General features: G+C 73.0%; 16 protein-coding genes. 5 read left to right on the forward strand and 11 right to left on the reverse strand.

Features of this window, described 5'->3' with window-relative positions:
* Positions 1–146: 146 nt before the first annotated feature.
* On the forward strand, positions 147–1,904 hold the full coding sequence (locus ACLBX8_RS21400; RefSeq protein WP_447715727.1) for a carbamoyltransferase family protein: 1,758 nt from the start codon (positions 147–149) through the stop codon (positions 1,902–1,904).
* Between the two features lie 54 nt (positions 1,905–1,958).
* Here ACLBX8_RS21400 and ACLBX8_RS21405 read toward each other — a convergent pair whose 3' ends face one another.
* The 4 genes from ACLBX8_RS21405 to ACLBX8_RS21420 form a co-directional block, all read right to left on the reverse strand.
* Positions 1,959–2,315 (reverse strand): hypothetical protein, encoded by a 357-nt coding sequence (locus tag ACLBX8_RS21405; protein WP_042673343.1) that lies wholly within the window; start codon positions 2,313–2,315, stop codon positions 1,959–1,961.
* A 260-nt stretch (positions 2,316–2,575) separates the two neighbouring features.
* A complete protein-coding gene (locus ACLBX8_RS21410; RefSeq protein WP_447700546.1) occupies positions 2,576–3,253 on the reverse strand; it encodes a haloacid dehalogenase type II in 678 nt (225 codons plus the stop codon).
* A 71-nt stretch (positions 3,254–3,324) separates the two neighbouring features.
* On the reverse strand, positions 3,325–4,851 hold the full coding sequence (murJ, locus tag ACLBX8_RS21415) for a murein biosynthesis integral membrane protein MurJ (protein WP_447700545.1): 1,527 nt from the start codon (positions 4,849–4,851) through the stop codon (positions 3,325–3,327).
* 200 nt (positions 4,852–5,051) lie between these two features.
* Entirely contained in the window at positions 5,052–5,651 is a 600-nt protein-coding gene (locus ACLBX8_RS21420) for a superoxide dismutase (protein WP_020091320.1), read from the reverse strand.
* Positions 5,652–5,950: 299 nt separating this feature from the next.
* Between ACLBX8_RS21420 and ACLBX8_RS21425 the strand changes: the two genes are divergently transcribed.
* A complete protein-coding gene (locus ACLBX8_RS21425) occupies positions 5,951–6,823 on the forward strand; it encodes a hypothetical protein (protein ID WP_447700544.1) in 873 nt (290 codons plus the stop codon).
* A 25-nt stretch (positions 6,824–6,848) separates the two neighbouring features.
* On the opposite strand, the gene ACLBX8_RS21430 is transcribed toward ACLBX8_RS21425, so the two are convergent.
* The 4 genes from ACLBX8_RS21430 to ACLBX8_RS21445 all read right to left on the reverse strand — a co-directional run bounded on the left by ACLBX8_RS21430 (position 6,849) and on the right by ACLBX8_RS21445 (position 11,545).
* On the reverse strand, positions 6,849–8,564 hold the full coding sequence (locus tag ACLBX8_RS21430) for a sensor histidine kinase (protein WP_051123710.1): 1,716 nt from the start codon (positions 8,562–8,564) through the stop codon (positions 6,849–6,851).
* A 172-nt stretch (positions 8,565–8,736) separates the two neighbouring features.
* The gene (trmB, locus tag ACLBX8_RS21435; protein WP_447700543.1) at positions 8,737–9,474 is read right to left on the reverse strand and encodes a tRNA (guanine(46)-N(7))-methyltransferase TrmB; all 738 of its coding nucleotides are present in this window, start codon (positions 9,472–9,474) and stop codon (positions 8,737–8,739) included.
* 307 nt (positions 9,475–9,781) lie between these two features.
* Positions 9,782–10,960 (reverse strand): methionine adenosyltransferase, encoded by a 1,179-nt coding sequence (gene metK / locus ACLBX8_RS21440; protein ID WP_020091324.1) that lies wholly within the window; start codon positions 10,958–10,960, stop codon positions 9,782–9,784.
* A gap of 177 nt (positions 10,961–11,137) precedes the next feature.
* Complete coding sequence (locus tag ACLBX8_RS21445) at positions 11,138–11,545, reverse strand: helix-turn-helix domain-containing protein (RefSeq protein WP_012321411.1); 408 nt, start codon at positions 11,543–11,545, stop codon at positions 11,138–11,140.
* Positions 11,546–12,119: 574 nt separating this feature from the next.
* Here ACLBX8_RS21445 and ACLBX8_RS21450 point away from each other — a divergent pair.
* The 3 genes from ACLBX8_RS21450 to ACLBX8_RS21460 all read left to right on the forward strand — a co-directional run bounded on the left by ACLBX8_RS21450 (position 12,120) and on the right by ACLBX8_RS21460 (position 15,248).
* On the forward strand, positions 12,120–13,004 hold the full coding sequence (locus ACLBX8_RS21450; RefSeq protein WP_447715716.1) for a thermonuclease family protein: 885 nt from the start codon (positions 12,120–12,122) through the stop codon (positions 13,002–13,004).
* A gap of 5 nt (positions 13,005–13,009) precedes the next feature.
* The gene (locus ACLBX8_RS21455; RefSeq protein ID WP_447715717.1) at positions 13,010–14,494 is read left to right on the forward strand and encodes a M48 family metalloprotease; all 1,485 of its coding nucleotides are present in this window, start codon (positions 13,010–13,012) and stop codon (positions 14,492–14,494) included.
* Between the two features lie 73 nt (positions 14,495–14,567).
* Complete coding sequence (locus ACLBX8_RS21460; RefSeq protein ID WP_447700540.1) at positions 14,568–15,248, forward strand: glutathione S-transferase family protein; 681 nt, start codon at positions 14,568–14,570, stop codon at positions 15,246–15,248.
* Between the two features lie 25 nt (positions 15,249–15,273).
* Here ACLBX8_RS21460 and ACLBX8_RS21465 read toward each other — a convergent pair whose 3' ends face one another.
* The 3 genes from ACLBX8_RS21465 to ACLBX8_RS21475 all read right to left on the reverse strand — a co-directional run bounded on the left by ACLBX8_RS21465 (position 15,274) and on the right by ACLBX8_RS21475 (position 18,399).
* Positions 15,274–15,429, reverse strand: coding sequence for a hypothetical protein (locus ACLBX8_RS21465; protein ID WP_020091329.1), 156 nt, complete (start codon positions 15,427–15,429; stop codon positions 15,274–15,276).
* A gap of 75 nt (positions 15,430–15,504) precedes the next feature.
* The gene (locus ACLBX8_RS21470; RefSeq protein WP_091675525.1) at positions 15,505–15,942 is read right to left on the reverse strand and encodes an EamA family transporter; all 438 of its coding nucleotides are present in this window, start codon (positions 15,940–15,942) and stop codon (positions 15,505–15,507) included.
* 204 nt (positions 15,943–16,146) lie between these two features.
* Positions 16,147–18,399, reverse strand: coding sequence for a xanthine dehydrogenase family protein molybdopterin-binding subunit (locus tag ACLBX8_RS21475; RefSeq protein WP_447715718.1), 2,253 nt, complete (start codon positions 18,397–18,399; stop codon positions 16,147–16,149).
* Between the last annotated feature and the right edge of the window lie 6 nt (positions 18,400–18,405).

Consider the following 18,405-nt stretch of genomic DNA (forward strand, 5'->3'; position numbering starts at 1 on the left):
CGAAGCAACCCAGTGCAGCGGAACATCGGGAAGCGTGGCGCCGTCTAGATTGCTTCGCTCCGCTCGCAATGACGGCGGCGCAAGGACGGCACCTCTTCCACGTGCCGGGCTCCGTCCGGCGCGAAAATGCGCTACCCCCCGTGGGCATGCGCTTCTATCTCGGCCTCGCCACCACCTTCCACGACCCGGCCCTCGCCCTGGTCGGGCCCGACGGCACCCTGCTCTTCGCCGAGGCGGCGGAGCGCGCCCTGCAGTACAAGCGCGCGCCGAACTGCGAGCCGGACGCCCCGTCGCAGATGGCCGCACTGCTGAAGGCGCACGTCCCGCCGGGCTCGGAACTCGTCGTCGCCTCGACCTGGGGCCCGCAATTCACCGACTTCCTGCGCGGCCAGGCCGGTGCCGGGGCCTTCGACCTGATGGCGCTCGCCACCCACACCACGGCGCTCAACCGCTCCTTCGTGCCCGAGCAGGCCGAGCGGGTGTTCATCGCCGACCTCCACGGCGCCCAGGAGCGGGCCGGCCACGGCACCCTGCTGGCCCTGAACCAGGAGGCGCGGATCACCGGCGCGGCGCCCCGGGCGACGATCGCCGGGCAGCGGCGCTACCCGCACCACCTGTGCCACGCCGCCTACGGCCTCTGGGGCAGCCCCTTCGAGACGGCCACCGCCCTGGTGGTCGACGGCATGGGCGAGACCGGTGCGGCGGCGATCTACCGCCTGGAGGGCGGCCGGATCACGGAGCTGCGCCGCCACCGCGGGCGCGGCTCGCTGGGCTTCCTGTACGGGCTGATCACCGACCTCGCCGGCTTCGATCAGGTGAAGGGCGAGGAGTGGAAGATCATGGGGCTCGCCCCCTACGGCCGGCCCGACCCGGACCTCGCCGCGCTGCTCGGCCGGCTCTGCACGGTCGAGGGCCACCGCCTGCGCTACGCCGACGCGGAGACGATCCGGGCGGTCGCCGCGGAGATCCGCGCCCGCCGCCCGGCCGATGCCCTGGAGAACGGCTGGCCCGACCTCGCCCGCTGCGGCCAGGACCTGTTCGCGACGCTGATGGACGCGCTGGTGGCGGAGGCCCACGCGCTGGCGCCGTCCGAGAACCTCGTGATCGCGGGCGGCTGCGGGCTGAACTCCTCCTACAACGGCCGGGTGCTCGGCCGGTCCGGCTTCACCCGGCTGCACGTGCCCTCGGCCCCGGCGGACGACGGCAACGCGGTCGGCGCCGCGTGGCTCGCCTACGCGGAGGACAATCCGGGCTGGGCCGGTCCGCCGCCCGCCGCCCGGCCGCTCACGCCCTATCTCGGCTCGCGGGTCTCCACGGCGCCGATGGAGCGGCTCGCCGAGCAGGAGCCCCGGGCCCGGCGCGTCGGCCACGCGGAGGCGACCCGCGCGGCGGCGCGGATCCTGGCCGAGGGCGGCCTCGTCGGCTGGGTGCAGGGCCGGGCGGAGTTCGGGCCTCGGGCGCTCGGCAACCGGTCGATCCTGGCCGATCCGCGGCCGGAAGGCGCCAAGGACGCCCTCAACGCCAAGGTGAAGTACCGGGAGGCGTTCCGGCCGTTCGCGCCGTCGATCCTGGCGGAGGCCGGGCCGGACTGGTTCGAGGATTACGCCGACAGCCCCTACATGGAGCGCACCCTGGTCTGGCGCGAGGCGGTCCGCGCCCGGGTGCCGGCGGTGGTCCACGCGGACGGCACCGGCCGGCTCCAGAGCGTCACGGCGGCGCGCAACCCGGCCTACGCGGCCCTGATCGGCGCCTTCGCGGCGATCACCGGCGTGCCGATCCTGCTCAACACGAGCTTCAACGTGATGGGCAAGCCGATCCTCCACGGCGCGGAGGACGCGATCCTGATGTTCTACACCACCGGTCTCGACGCCCTCGTGGTCGAGGACTGGCTGGTCGTGAAATGAGACGCGCCGCGCCCCCGGGGGACGCGGCGCCGGTCCGATCACCGCGGACGCGGTTTACTCGCAGACCTCGACGCGGCGGTAGGTGAACTCGCCGTCGCCGAGCCACTCCTTGCGGCGCTCGTAGTGGCAGATCGGGCCGCGGCGCTCGCGCACCACGATGGTCTCGGGCTCCTCGACCACGACCCGGCGCGGGCGGTACTCCGGCGGCGGCGGGGGCGGCGGGTTCGCGCCGTTGACGAGGGCGCTGCCGACCATGCCGCCGACGACGCCGGCCGCGAGGCCGCCGACGATGGCGCCGGTCTGGTCGCGGGCGGTGGCCGGGGCGACCGCCCCGAGCACCAGGGTGACCGCGAGGGCTGCGGCCCCAGCGCGGATCGTCGTGAAGGAACCGTTCAAGGACACGCGAAACATCTCCCGTTCGTGTTGAGGATGATCCAACACCGGGAGGATTAAGAATCCGCGAAGTGGGCCAATTGAATTGTGTGCCGGATAAGGCGGCCCGCGGTCGCTCCGGCCTGAGGCGAGGCGCTGCCGTCCTTGCGAGCGCAGCGAAGCAACCCCGGGGCAGCGCGCTTTGCCCGGATGCAGCCGTGTCCCTGGATCGCTTCGCTGCGCTCGCAAGGACGGAATGGGCACTTCCCGCGCCGGACGCGGCGGCCGCAGATCCCCCTTCAGAGCAGCCCGTCGAGAGATCCCACCACCGTCGTGGGCGCCAGATCCGCGTACTCGTCGGGCAGGCCCCTGCGGTTGACCCAGGCGGTCCGGAACCCGAAGGCCCCCGCCCCCGCCACGTCCCAACGGTTCGACGAGCAGAACAGCACGTCGCCCTGCCCCACCGCCAGCCGGGTCAGGGCGATCCGGTAGGCGTCGGGATGGGTCTTGAACACCTGCGCGTCGTCCACCGAGAGGACCGCGTCGAGGTGGTCGGCCAGCCCCGCGGAGGCGACCGCCCGGTCGACCATGGCGGCGTTGCCGTTGGTGAGGACGGCGGTGCGGATGCCGCGCTTGCGCAGGGCCGCCAGCACGCCCGGGACCTCCGGGTAGGCCTCGAGGTCGCGATAGGCGTCGAGGAGGCGCTCGCGCAGGCTGGGATCGACGTTCGGGTGGACCGCCAGGGCGTAGTCGAGGGCCCGCACGGTGAGGTCCCAGAAGGCGGCGTACTGGCCCATGAGCGACAGGGTCCAGCTGTACTCGAGCTGCTTGTTGCGCCAGACCTCGGAGAGGTGGGCGGCGTCCGGACCCACCGCCTCGGCGTAGCGCTGGACCGCGGCGTTCACGTCGAACAGCGTTCCGTAGGCGTCGAACACCGCGGCCTTCACGCCCGCGAGGGGATTCGGTGCGTCGGTCATGGCGGTCCTCACTGGGTGCTCTCGCCCGATCTGGGGCCGGACCCGCGCGGCGGCGAGCCCGGCCGGGTCACTCAGGCCCGGCGCAGGCGCAGGCCGAACAGGTGCAGCAGGCCCGCCAGCAGGCCGCCGTAGACCAGGGCCCCGACGAGCCCCAGCACCGCCAGGACGACGAGGTCGCGCCCGTGCGGCAGGGCGGGCACCAGCGCCTGGACGAGCCCCTGCCCGTAGACGGCGACCGCCGCCAGCCCGAGGCAGGCCAGCGCCACCCCGGCGACGGTGAGCCCGAGCGTCCGCCCCGGCGCCGTCCAGCCCCGGCGCCTGGCCAGGACGAGCAGCAGCAGCAGGTTCACCCACTGGGCGACGGCCGTGGCGAGCGCGAGGCCGGTGACGCCGTAGGGGCCGGTGAGCCACAGCTTCAGGACGACGTTGACGCCGATCGCGGTCAGGGAGGCCCAGAGCGGCGTCTTCGTGTCCTGGCGGGCGTAGAAGCTCGCCACGGCGCTGCGCACCAGCACGACGGCCGGCAGGGCGAGGCCGTAGGCCGCCAGCACCGAGGCCGCCCGCGCCGCGTCCTCGGCGCTGAAGGCGCCGCGCTGGAACAGGGCCGCCATGATCAGGCCCGGGATGGTCAGGAACGCCACGGTGAACGGCGCCGAGAGGGCCAGGGAGAAGCCCGCGGCCCGGTTCTGGGCCGCGTGGGCGCCGGCGACGTCGCCGGCCGCGATCCGGCGGCTCATCTCGGGCAGCAGCACGGTGCCGGCCGCGATGGCGATGACGCCGAAGGGCAGCTGGTAGAGCCGGTCGGCGTAGTAGAGCGCCGAGACCGCCCCGGTGGGCAGCCAGCTCGCGATGATCGTGTCGGCGAAGGCCGCGATCTGGAAGCCGGCCGAGCCGATCACCGCGGGCCCGAGCACGACGAAGAAGCGCTTGAGCGCGGGATCGAGGCGCGGCACCGCGAGGTCCGGCATCACGCGGACGCGGCGGCAGCCCCACCAAAGCAGCCCGAACTGGAGCACCCCCGAGACGGCGACGCCCCAGGCGGCGGCGTAGGCCGCGTTCGGGAACAGGAAGCTCAACCCCAGGGCCGCCAGCATGGCGAGGTTGAGCAGGACCGGGGCGCCCGCCGCCACGGCGAAGTGCCGGTGGGCGTTCAGGATGCCCGACAGCAGCGTCACCAGCGTCATGAACAGCAGGTACGGGAAGGTGATGCGGGTCAGCGCCACGGCGAGCTGGAAGCGCTCGCCGTCCTCCGCGAAGCCCGGCGCCAGGGCGTGGACCACCCAGGGCATGGCCGGCAGGGCGAGATTGAGCAGCACGAGCTGCACGATCAGCATCAGGGTGAAGACGCGGTCGGCGAAGCGGTGCGCCGCCCCGGGCTCGCCGGCCTCCGCGAGCCCGGCATAGGCCGGCACGAAGGCGGTGTTGAACGCGCCCTCGCCGAAGATCGCGCGGAAATGGTTCGGGAGCCGGAAGGCGACCACGAAGGCGTCGGCCACGGGCCCGGCGCCCATCACGGCGGCCATCACCACGTCGCGGGCGAAGCCGGTGACGCGCGAGACCAGGGTCCAGCCGCCGACGGACAGGATGGAGCGGATCATCGGGCGGGGCGCTCGCCGAGCCCGTCCCGCCTCAGCGGGGGCGGGCGGGAGCACGGTCGAAGCGTCGCGCGTGTCGATCGAGAGGAAATGGCCGGCCCCATCTGCACCGGGTCAGCCGGCGTCGCGCGCATCAAGAGCCGGTTTCGTGCGCCACCTCAAGGGTGCCGCGGACACAGGATCCGCGGCACCGGCGATACGCCTCAGCGGGTCGCCTCGGCGTACATCTTCTCCACGTGCTCCCAGTTCACGAGGTTCTCGATGAACGCCTTCAGGTAGTCGGGACGGCGGTTGCGGTAGTCGATGTAGTAGGAGTGCTCCCACACGTCGACGCCGAGGATCGGCTTGGCGCCGTGGACCAGCGGGTTCTCGCCGTTCGGGGTCTTCATGATCGCGAGCTTGCCGTCCTTGACGGCGAGCCACGCCCAGCCCGAGCCGAACTGGCCGACGCCCGCCTGGATGAAATCCGCCTTGAACTTCTCGGCGCCGCCGAGATCCTCGTCGATCTTCTTGGCCAGCGCGCCCGGGATCGCGCCGCCGCCGTTCGGCTTCATCCACTGCCAGAAGTGGATGTGGTTGTAGTGCTGGCCGGCGTTGTTGAAGAGCGGCTGATTCGTGTTGTAGGCGGCCTTGACGATCTCCTCGACGCTCTTGCCCTGGAGATCCGTGCCCTCAAGCAGCTTGTTGCCCGTGTCGACGTAGGCCTTGTGGTGCTTGTCGTGGTGGAACTCGAGGGTCTCCTTCGACATGTACGGCCCCAGCGCGTCGTAGGCGTAGGGCAGTTCCGGCAGGGTGAAGGTCATCGCGTCTATCTCCGCTTAGCAGGGGGCGGCCTCGTCCCCGGCGGGGGCTCCCGAGTCGAGAGCCCGCTAGGTAAGTCGGTGGCCGCGGGACGGCAACGCCGTTCCGCCACGGCGGCGCGGGAAGTTCCGCAGATCGCCGGCACGCGGCGGCTCGGCCGGCCCGGAGATAGCCGGCGCAGATCCGGACTATTCCGGTTTCCCCGGCATCTCGGTCCCGAGTTTTGCAATATGACGGCTAGGCCTTACTGTGCGGCACGCCTTGAGCGCCGGCCGTCAGCCGGCCCGTGTCAGAGAGTAACATGATCGCTGCGCTGTTCGCGCTCGCCGCCGCCATGATCATCGGGGGCTGCGCCGCCGTGATCCAGGGCTTCCCGTACGTGCGTCTGGAGAGCGGGCTCGCGATGGTGATCGCGGGGTCGGTCGCGGCCTCGTCGGGCGCGGTGCTCCTCGGCCTCGGCGTCGTGGCGCTCGGCTTCCGGCGGGTGGAGCGCGCGCTCGGGCGCGCCCCGGTGACCGGCGCGCGGCCGGCCCCCGCCGCGGCGCCGGCACCGGCATCGGCCCCCGTCGACGAGGCCCGGACCCGGCTGCCGCCGGTCCTGCCGGCGGCGCCCGCCTTCATCGTGCCGTCGGTGGTCGAGCCGTCCTTCGATCCCGAGCGGCCCCGGATCGAGCCGAGCCTGGAGCTCCGGGCCGACGAGGCCCGCGCCCCCTTCCCGGAACCCGGCGCGGTCGAGACCCCGAAGCCGGTTCCGGCCGAGCCGGTGCCCGTGGTCCCGCCCGTCCGCGTCCCGGAGGCGGACCGCCGACCCGAGCCGGACGCGCCGAGCGAGCGCGCGATCGCGCCCGAGGACGACCTGTTCGCCGCCCCCGAGCCGTCCCTCCGGGAGGAGCCGCGGGAGGAGCCCCGCGGGGAGCCCGGGACGACGGCCGCGGACGAGGCGCCGGCCCTGCGCCCGAGCCTCGACACGCCCCCCGAGCCGGAGCCGGCCCCACCGGCCGCCCCGCGCACCGTCGTGGGGCGCTACGCCTCCGGCGGCAACACCTACGTGATGTTCGAGGACGGCTCGATCGAGGCGGAGACGCCGCAGGGCCGCTTCACCTTCGCGTCCCTCGACGAGCTGAAGGCCTTCGTGGACGGCGGCGGCGAGTCCGGGACCCGCGGCGCGGCCTGAACCCGCCCCGGGGACGGCCGCGGCGTCACACCAGCGGGTTGAGGCTGTCGTTGCGCGGCGGGATCGGGGCCCGCATGGTCAGGGAGAAGCCCCCGGGGGCGTAGTCGGTGGTCACCTCGGCCTGGACCTGGGTGATCAGGACCCGCTGCAGCAGGCGCGAGCCGAAGCCCTGGCGGCTCGGCGGCGCGACCGGCGGCCCGCCGGTCTCGCGCCAGGAGAACCGCAGGATCCCGGCCGGGCCGCCGGGCTCCAGGGACCATTCCACCGCCACCCGGCCGGTGCGGTTCGACAGGGCCCCGTACTTCGCCGCGTTGGTGGTGAGCTCGTGGATCGCCATGCCGATCGGCACCGCGATCTCGGAGGGCAGGTCGATCGCCGGCCCGTCGAGGCTGATGCGCCCCTCGGCGGCGCCGTCCGGGGCCACCTCCGCGTAGGGCTTCAGCTCGTTGCGCAGGAGATTGGCGATCGACGCCGTCTGCCACGTGTCCTCGGTGAGGACCGAGTGCGTGTGCGCCAGGGATTTGATCCGCCCGACGAAGGCCTCGTAGAAGCTCTCGATGCTGGACGCCGTCCGCGCGGTGGAGCCCACGATGGCCTGGACGGTCGCCAGCGTGTTCTTCACCCGGTGGTGCAGCTCGCGGATCAGCAGGCTCTGGCGCTCCTCCGCGACCCGGCGGTCGGTCACGTCCGCGACGACGCCGATCAGGCGGCGCGGCAGGCGGCCGGGGGCGTCGCGCTCGAACCGGCCGGCCATGTCGATCGTGCGCCACACGCCGTCGGACTTCCGGCGGATGCGGCCGCTGATGTGCAGGTCCCCGTCCTCCCGCAGCGCCTGGGAGATCGCCCGGCGGACCGCGGGGCGGTCGTCCGGGTGGAGGATGTCGTTGAGAAACTCGGTCTTGCCGATCGTCCCGTCCTCGGGCGCGTGCCCGAAGATCTCGTACATGTGCTCGTTCTCCCAGATCGCCTGGTCCTCGAGCATGTGCCACTCGAAGATGCCGAGCCGGGCGACCGTGGTGGCGACCCGCAGGCGCTGGTCGCGGGACAGGATCTCGTCCCGGGCCTCGACCCGCGTTGTGATGTCCTGGAGGACGCCGACCATGCCGATCGGCGCGCCGTCGGGGCCCGGCACGGCCTGCCCCCGCACCCGCAGGATCACGGTCCGCCCGGCCACCGTCGTGGCCGTGTCGAACTGGTAGGGCTCGTCGGTCCCGTCCGCCTCGGCGATCAGCGCGCTCAGGCGCGCGAGCTCCGCCGGCGACAGGCCGGTCTTCAGCTCCTCCCACGAGACGGAGCGGCCCGGCGGGCGCCCGAGGATGCGGGCGGCGCGGCGCGACAGGGTGAGGAGGCCGGTCGCGCGGTCCCAGCGCCACTCCCCGAGCCCGGCGGCCGCGAGGGCCTCGCGGTTCGCCTCGGAATGGGCCGCCGCGTCCACGTCGACCGTCTCGACCGCCAGGGTCCGGCCCGCGCGCCGGACCCGCACGTCGAGGGGCGTGCCGTCCGCCCGGCGCCAGACCTGGAGACCGTCCCGGAGCCCCTCCGGCCCCTCGCCCAGGAGTTCGGCGGCCGCACGCCCGGGCAGGGTGCCGGGCGGCCAGCCGGCGAGATCGTGCAGGGCCCGGTTGGCGGCGACGATCCCCGCCTCGTCCGCCGACAGCACGGCGAGGCCGATCGCGGCCTCGTCGAAGCCGGCGCGCAACGGGTCCTCCGCCGCCGGGTCCTGACCCACCCTCTCATTCACTCGGAAGAATCCTCGAACGCGCCGTGGCGCGCTCCCGCCGGAGATGAGCCCCCTCCCGCCACGATCCCGGACCGCGGCGGGCCCTGAGGATGGCGCCCGAGCGTGACTGTGGCAAGGCGTTCCGCTCCGCCTGCGGCGACCGGGCACCCGCGCGACCCGACCGCGGGGGCTCTCAGCGGGGGCGGCGGGCGAATTCCAGATAGGTGGGCCGGCGGCCCGCTGCCAGCGCCTTGGCCTCGTAGCGCGTGCCGGGCCAGCCCGGGAACGGCCGCGTCCAGTCCCGCGCGTCCCGCGCCGTCCAGGCGAGGACCGGGCACCGCGCGGCCCGGACGAGCGTCCAGCCGGCATAGTCGTCGATGTCGCTGGCGAAGCGGAACAGGCCGCCGTCCTTCAGGACCCGGCCGATCTCGGCGAGCGCCGCGTCGGAGACGAACCGGCGCTTGCGCTGCCGCCGCTTGGGCCAGGGATCGGGATAGAGCAGGTAGACCCGGTCGAGGCAGGCGTCCGGCAGGCGCGCCAGCAGGGCGGTCACGTCCTCGTCGCGGATGCGGACGTTGCGCAGCGCCCGGGCCTCGATCGCCGCCAGCAGCTTGACCACGCCGTTGACGAAGGGCTCGGCGCCGATGATGCCGACGGCCGGATGCGCGGCCGCCTGGGCGGCGAGGTGCTCGCCGCCGCCGAAGCCGATCTCCAGCCACAGCGCCTCCGGCGGCGCCGGCATGGCGGGGAACAGCGCGCGCGGATCGAGGATCGCGTCGCCCGGCGGCAGGTCGACCCGCAGGCTCGGCAGCAGCTCGGCGAGCCGGCGCTCCTGCTGCCCGCGCAGGCGCTTGCCCTTGCGGCGCCCGAAGAAGGCGCGCTCCGGCTCCTCGACCGGGTGGTCGGAGCGTCCAGGGGCGTCGGTGTCCACCGGCTCAGTCTACCTCGGAGATGGGACGCGTCCCGGGTCACGACCGGAAACGGGGCGCGTCGGTGGGACGCCGTCCGGGACAGCACGCCCGGCACGCCGCGACGCGGCACGATCGGGTGGCGCGGCACCCGCGCGGACGCCGCGGCGCCGAACGCACCGCGCCGCCAGCGCCCGATCGGGAACACGGGCCGCGGAGCGTCCGGGACCGGGCGGCGCTCAAAGCACCGCCCGCACCGCCTTCAGGTCACCCCGGCGCGCCGCCGATCTCCGGCCCGCGCGTCGGCCCGGGGCCGAGCGGCGGCCGCCCTCAGGCCAGCGCCGACTTCAGCTTGCCGGCGAGGTCGGTGCGCTCCCACGAGAAGCCGCCGTCGGCCTCGGGGGCGCGGCCGAAATGGCCGTAGGCCGAGGTGCGCGCGTAGATCGGCTTGTTCAGGCTGAGCGCCGTGCGGATGCCGCGGGGCGACAGGTCCATGGCGTCCATCAGCACGGCCTCGAGCTTGGCCTCGTCGACCGTGCCGGTGCCGTGCAGGTCCACGTAGATCGAGAGCGGCTTCGAGACGCCGATCGCGTAGGCGAGCTGGATCGTGGCGCGGCTGGCGAGGCCCGCGGCCACCACGTTCTTGGCGAGGTAGCGCGCCGCGTAGGCCGCCGAGCGGTCGACCTTCGTCGGGTCCTTGCCGGAGAACGCGCCGCCGCCGTGCGGGGCCGCGCCGCCGTAGGTGTCGACGATGATCTTGCGGCCGGTGAGGCCGGCGTCGCCGTCCGGGCCGCCGATCACGAACTTGCCGGTCGGGTTCACGTGCCAGACCGTGCCCTCGTTGACCCAGCCCTGCGGCAGCGCCTTCAGGATGTAGGGCTCGACGATGGCGCGGACGTCCGCGGAATCGAGGGACTCGTCGAGGTGCTGGGTCGACAGCACGATCTGGGTCACCTCGACCGGGCGGCCGTTCTCGTAGCGGACCGTGACCTGGCTCTTGGCGTCGGGGCCGAGCTTGGCGGCGTCGCCCTGCTTCGCCTTGCGGGCGTCGGCGAGGTCCTTGAGGATCTTGTGGGCGTAGAAGATCGGCGCCGGCATCAGCTCGGGCGTCTCGTCGGCGGCGTAGCCGAACATGATGCCCTGGTCGCCCGCGCCCTCGTCCTTGTTGCCGGCCGCGTCCACGCCCTGGGCGATGTCGGCCGACTGGGCGTGCAGGTGGATCGCGACGTCGTTGTTCTTCCAGTGGAAGCCCGACTGCTCGTAGCCGATGTCCTTCACGGCCTCGCGGGTCAGGGCCTCGAGGTCCTTGAAGGTCACCGAATCGGGTCCGCGCACCTCGCCGGCGATGACGATGCGGTTGGTCGTGGCGAGCGTCTCGACGCCGAGCCGCGCCTCCGGCATCGCCGCGAGGTAGGCGTCGACCACGGTGTCCGAGATCCTGTCGCAGACCTTGTCGGGGTGTCCCTCGGACACGGACTCGCTGGTGAACAGGTAGTTGGAACGCGGCATCGGACGGCCTCGGCTGCAGAGGTACGCCGTCGCGATCGCGGCGTTTGACCCTTCATGGGGCCGGGGTTCTCGCACCCGGCCGGGGGCCGGTCAAGATGGAGGAACGAACGGATCCGCTATACCGGACGAAGCGACCGGAAAAACGATCGCGCGGTGCCCCGGGGCCCGCCTCTGCCCTCAGCCGCCGAGCTTGCTCTCAAGGGCCCGGATGGCGTCGGCCACGTCGCGGCGCGCCTCCTCGGAGAAGTTCTCGGTGATGTGGCGGCCCACGACCTCCGCCAGCCCCTTCAGCCCGGCTTCCGACAGGGTCGACTGCTCGCGCTCGCTGAAGCCCGGCGCGATGAAGTCATCGTTCCGGGGCATCCCTTTGAAGAAGTAATCCATCGGCACGCCGGTCATGCGCGAGAAGATGTCGAGATGGACGGCGCTGATCCGGTTGGTTCCCTTCTCGTACTTCTGGAGCTGAGCTGCAGACATACCGAAGCTCTGCGCGACGCGGCGCTGTGTGAGCGATGCCTTGCGGCGCTGCTCGGCGATGCGTTGCCCGACATAGACGTCGCGCTGATCGGTCTTCTGGCCCGCCATGAAGTGCTCGTCCACCCCCTGCCATGAATCCTGGCGGCAAAGCTTAGCGCGCCCCTCGGTACTTGTCACCGGCAGGCGTTCGACGTGGTGGACGATTTGCTCACGGCTCTGCGGCCGGGAGATCTGCAAGAATAGACAACTTGGTGTCCCCGGCAGGGCTCGAACCTGCGACCCCAGGTTTCATACCACTTCGGCTTTCGCCGCCGCGCCCCGAAGGACCGCGTTCGTGGCCTGGACTATCCCTTCACCGTGGGCTGGACTGCATCCAACCGGTAGGTGCCGCCCGTCTAGTCTCTACACCTTCCCGCAGAACGCCGGGGCGCCGCGCGGGCTTGGCTCGGGATTGGCAGAGCATCGGACGGCGGCGCGTCGATGCCGGAAGCTTTCCCCGACTTTGAGCGGATCCGTCGCGCGGTTTCCCGGCGCGACGCCCAATTGAACCTTCTAGGAAACCTGTGCTCTGTCCAGCTGAGCTACGGAGACAACCGGCGCTCCATAGCATTCTCGCCGGCCGAGGCCAACCGCGACCGGTGGGGCGGCGCGGTGCCGGAGGCCGCGATCGCGGGGGGAACCGATGCGCGGGGGCGCGGCGGTCGTGCGGGGACGCCCGCCGGCGACCTCGATGGCGACCTTGATGGCGGCGGCGCTCGCCGCGGCGGCGCCCTGTCCGGCACGCGCCGCGTCGCGCGCCGGGCCGTCGGCGTGCGCGACCGGGCCGGCGCGCGACGAGGTGGTGGCGGAAATCGGGCCCCGCGGGGAGATCCGTATGGTCTCGGGCCTCCGCGCGGTGCTGGACTCACTGCGCTGGCCGGACACGCCGGAGGCCGCGTCCGCCGCGCGGGCCTGGCTCGAGACCCGGCGGGGCGCCCGGGTCACGGTGGTTCCCCGCGGGCAGCCCGACCGGTGGGAGCGCGCGCGGGCCGACCTCCTGGTCGCGGAGAGCGACATCGCGGAGAGCGCGGATCTGTCGGGCGCGGATCTGGCGGGCGGCCTCATCGGGGCCGGCCTCGCGTACGCGGACGCGAACGAGGCCGATTCGCTGTGCCGGCCCGGCCTGCGCCTCGTGGAGGCGGCCGCCCGCGCGCGCGGGCTCGGCCTCTGGGGCGCGGCGCGCCCTGCGGCGGAGGACGGCCCGGCGCTCCGGGAGAAGGTCGGACATTTCGTCGTCGCGGAGGGCCGAATCCGCCATGTCGGCGAGCGCGGCGCGCGCACCTATCTCGATTTCGCGGCCCGCGGCACGGACGGCCTCACGGTGACGGTATCGAAACGCACTTGGCGAATGATGCGCGCCCGTGGTTTGAGTGCGGCCTCGCTCGAGGGCCGGCGCGTGCGGGTGCGCGGCCTCCTGGAGGTCCGGCGCGGCCCGACCCTGGAGGTCGCCCTCGACGGGCTCGAGACGCTCGAGGAGACGGACCGGCCGGAGGCCGATCCGGAGGGGGAACGGGGATTGCGGCGCTGATCGCGATGGGCGGGATCACGGGGCACATCGGCGCGGGGCGGACCCGCGCGGCGGGGCGGCGCACCCTCGGCGCGGCGGCACTGGGCGGCCTCGCCCTGCTGCTCGGCGCCTGCGTCGCCGACCAGACCGAGGCGACCGTGCGGCCGGCCGTGGTGCGGGTGCCCGCGGAGGCGCCTCGCACCACCGGCCGCGAGCGCGCCGCCGATGCCGACCACCTCAAGCTCGTGGCCTCCTTCGGGGGCGAGGCCCGGGCCCCCAACGTCACGCGGATGCTGACCGAGGTGACCGACCGCCTCGTGAAGGCCAGCGACCGGCCCGACCAGGCCTACACGGTGACGCTCCTCGACTCGCCGGTGGTCAACGCCTTCGCGCTGCCGAACGGGCGGCTCTACGTCACCCGCGGCCTCGTGGCCCTGGCGAGCGACACCTCCGAGGTGGCCGCCGTGCTGGCGCACGAGATGGCCCACGTGACCCTCAACCACGCCACGGCCCGCAGCGAGCTCGAGCTGCGCTCGGCGCTCGTCAGCCGCGTCGTGGCCGACGTGCTGAACGACCCCGATACCGGCGCGCAGCTGCAGAGCCAGTCGCGCTTCGCCCTCGCCCGGTTCTCCCGCGAGCAGGAGCTGGAGGCGGACGCCACCGGCGTGCGCACCCTGGCCAAGGCCGGCTACGACCCGTTCGCGGCCGGGCGCTTCCTCGCCGCGCTCAACCGCTCCACGGGGCTGAAGGCCGGCAGCGCCGCCGCGCCCGACATGCTGGCGACCCATCCGGGCACGGCCGAGCGCATCACCCAGGTCACCCGCGCGGCACGCCGCATCGGCGCGCCGGGCATCGGCACCGACGACCGCGCCGCCTACCTTGCGGCAGTGGACGGGCTCGCCTACGGCGACAACCCGCGCGACGGCGCGGTGCGCGGGCACCGCTTCATCCATCCCGGCCTCGGCATCGCCTTCGAGGTGCCGGAGGGCTTCACCCTGGAGAACACCCGCTCGGCGGTGCTCGGGACCACCCCGGACGGCGCCCGGCGCCTGCTGTTCGACCAGATTGAGGCCAAGGACGGCCAGCCCCTCGAGGCGGTGCTCAAGGCGAGCTGGAACGACGCCCTCGACCCGGCCGGCTTCGAGACCCGGGACGTCGCGGGCCACCCCGCGGCCTTCGCGCTGTCGCGGGGGAAGGAGTGGACCTTCCGCCTCGCGGCCATCCGGATCGGCGACTCGACCTACCGGATGATCATGGCCGCCAAGGGCGCCACCGATCCCGACCCGGCCTTCCGCCGCTGGACCGCGACCCTCGTCGCCGTGTCGCCCGACGAGGCGGTCCTGCGCCCCCTGCGGCTGCAGGTGGTGCAGGCGACCTCGACCAGCGCCGAGGACCTTGCCCGCCGCATGGCGGTGCCCGACCGGGCGCTCGACCGGTTCCTCGTCCTCAACGGGCTGGACCGGGGCGCCGCGCTGGTGCCGGGACGCGGCTACAAGATCGTCGCGGAATAGCCGCCCTGCGCGGCCGCGCCTTGTGCGGGCGCGGGGCCCGGACATCCTGCCCGGGTCGTTCAGGGAGAGCGCCGTGATTCGATTCTTCTACAATCTCAGCCCCAACCCCATGAAGGTCGCCCTCTGCCTCGAGGAGATGGGGCTGCCCTACGAGCCGGTGCCGGTCGATACCCGCAGGGGCGAGCAGTTCGATCCGGCCTACACGGCCGTCAATCCGAACGGGAAGGTGCCGGCGATCGTCGACGGCGACGTCACCGTGTTCGATTCGAACGCGATCCTGATGTACCTGGCGGGCAAGACCGGCCGGTTCCTGCCGGAGGGCGAGCCGGTCCGCGGCGAGATGCTGTCCTGGCTGATGTTCGTGGCGACCGGCATCGGGCCGTTCTCCGGCCAGTGCGTGCATTTCCGCCACTTCGCGCAGGACGGGGGCGCCTACGCCACCGAGCGCTACGCCTTCGAGGCGCGCCGGCACTGGGGCATCCTCGACCAGCGCCTCGCCGACCGCCCCTACGTGCTGGGCGACACCTACACGATCGTCGACATGGCGGTCTGGGGCTGGGCCCGGATGGTGCCCTTCGTCCTCGGCGAAGGTGCCTTCGGGGACCTGCCCAACGTCAAGCGCCACCTCGACGCGCTCAACGCGCGGCCGGCCGCCCAGGCCGCCGAGGCGCTGAAGGGCCGCCACGCCTTCAAGGCGGAGATGGACGCCGAGGCGCGGGGCTTCATGTTCCGCGCCGTGAAGGGCGCCGCCTGACGCCCCGCCGGACCGGTCCCGCGCCTCAGGGCGCGGGGGCGGTCACCGTGAGCATCGGCAGGGTGACGGAGAGCGTTCCGGCCGGCACGCGCGCGGTGCCGAGCGTGAGGCAGGCGCCGAGTCCGAGACAGAGAGCGAGACCGAGCATCGAGGTCTCGAAGCCGCGATAAACCCATTCCATGACGGTCCCCTTTCGCGAGGCAACCGCAGGATGCGCGCATCGCGTTAAGGGATCGGTGCGCCAGCGCGCACGATCTCACAGTCCGGAGGCGACGAGGGCCGCGCCCGCCGCGATCAGCGCGACGCCGGCCCAGGCGGCGAGGCTGAGGGTCTCGCCGAGCAGGGTGGCGCCGAGGATCGCCACCAGCACGACGCTGAGCTTGTCGATCGGCGCGACCCGAGCAGCGTCGCCCAGCGACAGCGCGCGGAAGTAGCAGAGCCACGACGCCCCGGTGGCGAGCCCCGATAGGACGAGGAAGACGAGGCTCCGACCGGAGATCTGCGCGAGGCCGCCGGCCTGCCCGGAGGCGACCACGATCGCGCCGGCGAAGACCAGGATCACCGCGGTGCGCACGAAGGTCGCGACGTCGGACGGCACGCCCGCGACCCCGACCTTGGCGAGGATCGCGGTCAGCGCCGCGAAGCCGGCGGCGGCGAGCGCCCAGAAGCGCCAGGATTCCAGCAGGGGGCTCACGGAAATTTCCACGCCGTCCCTATTCATAGGGCTCGGACGCATCCTCGTCCTTGCGAGCGCAGCGAAGCAACCCAGGCAGCGCCACGCTCGACGATGTCGCGCCGCCCTGGGTCGCTTCGCTGCGCGCGCGCTGACGGCGCGGCCCAGCGTGACCCGCGCGACTCCTTGCCGAACCGTCAATGTTTCCCGTGAAACATCCGCTGTTCACAGGAGCTTGTCGACGGTGATCGGCAGGTCGCGCACCCGCCTGCCGGTGGCGTGGAAGACCGCGTTGGCGATGGCGGCCGCGGTGCCGACGATGCCGATCTCGCCGAGCCCCTTCACGCCCAGCGGGTTCGCCTTGTCCTCCTCCTCCACGAAGATCACGTCGATGTCGTAGATGTCGGCGTGGACCGGCACGTGGTACTCGCCGAGATTGTGGTTCATGAACCGGCCGATGCGGTGGTCGAGCATCGACTCCTCCTCGAGGGCCGAGCCGATCCCCATCACCACGCCGCCGAGGATCTGGCTGCGCGCCGTCTTCGGGTTCAGCACCTTGCCGGCCGCGATCGCCGAGACGATGCGGGTGACCCGGACCTGACCCAGCTCCTCGTCGACCTTCACCTCGGCGAAGATCGCCGAGTGGGTGTAGGCCTCGTATTTCTGATTGAAGTCCTTGTCGGGCCCGGCCTCCTCGACGGCCTCGACCTTGTCGACGCCCGCCGCCTGCAGCACCTCGACGAGCGACACGCTGCGGCCCGGATCGCCCGCGACCGCGATGCGGCCGTCCGCGAACACGGCGCGGTCGAAGTCGACGTTGGCCAGCGGCGAGTTCTCCATGGCGCGGGCGAGCTTGAACACCTGCGCGCCGACGTTGCGGCAGGCCTTCATCACGGCGGTGCCCGAGGAGGCGGCCGTCCACGAGCCGCCGGCGACCGGGGCCTCCGGAAGGCGGGTGTCGCCGAGCTTGGTGGTGATCGCGTCCATCGGCAGGCCCAGCGTGTCGGCCGCGATCTGCGTCAGGATCGTGTAGGTGCCGGTGCCGATGTCGCCGGTGGAGTTGCCGACCGTCAGGCGACCGTCCGGCGTCAGGGTCGCGATGGCGCTCGACTGCATCATCATCGATTCCCAGATGCCGGTGGCCACGCCCCAGCCGACCAGCTCCCGGCCCTCGCGCATGGAGCGGGGCTCAGGGCTGCGCCTCGCCCAGCCGAACCGCTCGGCGCCCTGCCGGAAGCAGCTCTTCAGCTCCTTCGAGCCGAACGGCTTGCCCTCGGCGGTGGCGTCGGACTCGGCGTAGTTCCTCAGCCGCAGCTCGATCGGGTCGAGCCCGGTCGCGTAGGCGAGTTCGTCCATCGCGGTCTCGATGGCGAAGACGCCGGTCACCGCGCCGGGGGCGCGCATGTCGCCGGGCGTCGGCGTGTCGAGCTTCACCAGCCGGTAGCCGAGGGCGACGTTGTCGCACCGGTAGAGGACGCCCGACCAATTGACGACGACCTCCTGGTAATCCTCGTACTGCGAGGTGCCCTGGACGGCGTCGTGGCGCAGGGCCGTCAGCCTCCCGTCCGGCTCGGCGCCGAGCGCGATCGTCTGCAGCGCCTCCGACCGGTAGGTGAAGCTCCACAGCTGGTCGCGCGTCAGGGTCACGCGCACGGAGCGCTTCAGCTCCTGGGCGGCCAGCATCGCCAGGAACAGCTGGTACTGCGGGCGCAGGCCCGAGCCGAAGCCGCCGCCGAGATAGGGGTTCAGCACCCGCACCTGATCGGGCTTTAGGCCGAAGACGTTGGTGAGATACTGGTGGCTGTTCGAGACGCCCTGGATCTTGTCGTAGACCGTGTAGGTGCCGTCCTGCTCGACCACCACCGTGGAGGCGTGCGGCTCCATCGGGTTGTGGTGCTCGTCGGCGAGGCTGTAGGCGCCCTGGACGCGGACCGGCGCGCTGCCGAACGCCTTGTCGGCGTCGCCCCAGGGCTCCGGCGGCGGCTTGATGCCCGTGCGCTTGTAGGGCGGGTCGTAGGCGGTGCCGCGCAGGGCTTCCAGGTCGGTCCCGGGCTCCTCCATCGCGTAGCTCACGCGGACGAGGGACGCGGCGTAGCGCGCGGTCTCGAAATCCTCCGCCACGACCAGGGCGACCGGCTGGCCGCTGAACACGATCAGGTCGTCGTAGAGGGCGCGGAACGGCGAGCCGGGGGGCGCCACCTGGTCCTGGAAGTTCTTGTCCCGCCACGCGGTGCGCGGCCGGTTCTCGTGGGTGAGGACCTTGAGGACGCCCGGTACCGCCTCGGCCTCGGCGGAGTCGATGGCGGTGATCCGGCCCTTGGCGATCGAGCTCGACACGACCACGCCGTAGGCGAGGTCGGGCGCGGCGAACTCGCCCGCGTACTTGGCGAGCCCGGTGACCTTGGCGGGCCCGTCGATGCGGCTGCGCGGGCTGCCGACGAAGGTGTCGCGGCCGGTGGAGCTGAAGGTCTGGGTCATGGCGGG

The organism is Methylobacterium sp. D48H (genome assembly GCF_053345715.1).

Excerpts from the sequence above, each read along its gene's own strand:
- ACLBX8_RS21405 (WP_042673343.1), bottom strand. The coding sequence starts at position 2,315 with ATGTTTCGCGTGTCCTTGAACGGTTCCTTCACGACGATCCGCGCTGGG.
- ACLBX8_RS21445 (WP_012321411.1), bottom strand. The coding sequence starts at position 11,545 with ATGGCGGGCCAGAAGACCGATCAGCGCGACGTCTATGTCGGGCAACGC.
- ACLBX8_RS21475 (WP_447715718.1), bottom strand. The coding sequence starts at position 18,399 with ATGACCCAGACCTTCAGCTCCACCGGCCGCGACACCTTCGTCGGCAGC.
- ACLBX8_RS21410 (WP_447700546.1), bottom strand. The coding sequence starts at position 3,253 with ATGACCGACGCACCGAATCCCCTCGCGGGCGTGAAGGCCGCGGTGTTC.
- ACLBX8_RS21420 (WP_020091320.1), bottom strand. The coding sequence starts at position 5,651 with ATGACCTTCACCCTGCCGGAACTGCCCTACGCCTACGACGCGCTGGGG.
- murJ (WP_447700545.1), bottom strand. The coding sequence starts at position 4,851 with ATGATCCGCTCCATCCTGTCCGTCGGCGGCTGGACCCTGGTCTCGCGC.
- ACLBX8_RS21450 (WP_447715716.1), top strand. The coding sequence starts at position 12,120 with ATGCGCGGGGGCGCGGCGGTCGTGCGGGGACGCCCGCCGGCGACCTCG.
- ACLBX8_RS21465 (WP_020091329.1), bottom strand. The coding sequence starts at position 15,429 with ATGGAATGGGTTTATCGCGGCTTCGAGACCTCGATGCTCGGTCTCGCT.
- ACLBX8_RS21400 (WP_447715727.1), top strand. The coding sequence starts at position 147 with ATGCGCTTCTATCTCGGCCTCGCCACCACCTTCCACGACCCGGCCCTC.
- ACLBX8_RS21455 (WP_447715717.1), top strand. The coding sequence starts at position 13,010 with ATGGGCGGGATCACGGGGCACATCGGCGCGGGGCGGACCCGCGCGGCG.
- ACLBX8_RS21425 (WP_447700544.1), top strand. The coding sequence starts at position 5,951 with ATGATCGCTGCGCTGTTCGCGCTCGCCGCCGCCATGATCATCGGGGGC.
- metK (WP_020091324.1), bottom strand. The coding sequence starts at position 10,960 with ATGCCGCGTTCCAACTACCTGTTCACCAGCGAGTCCGTGTCCGAGGGA.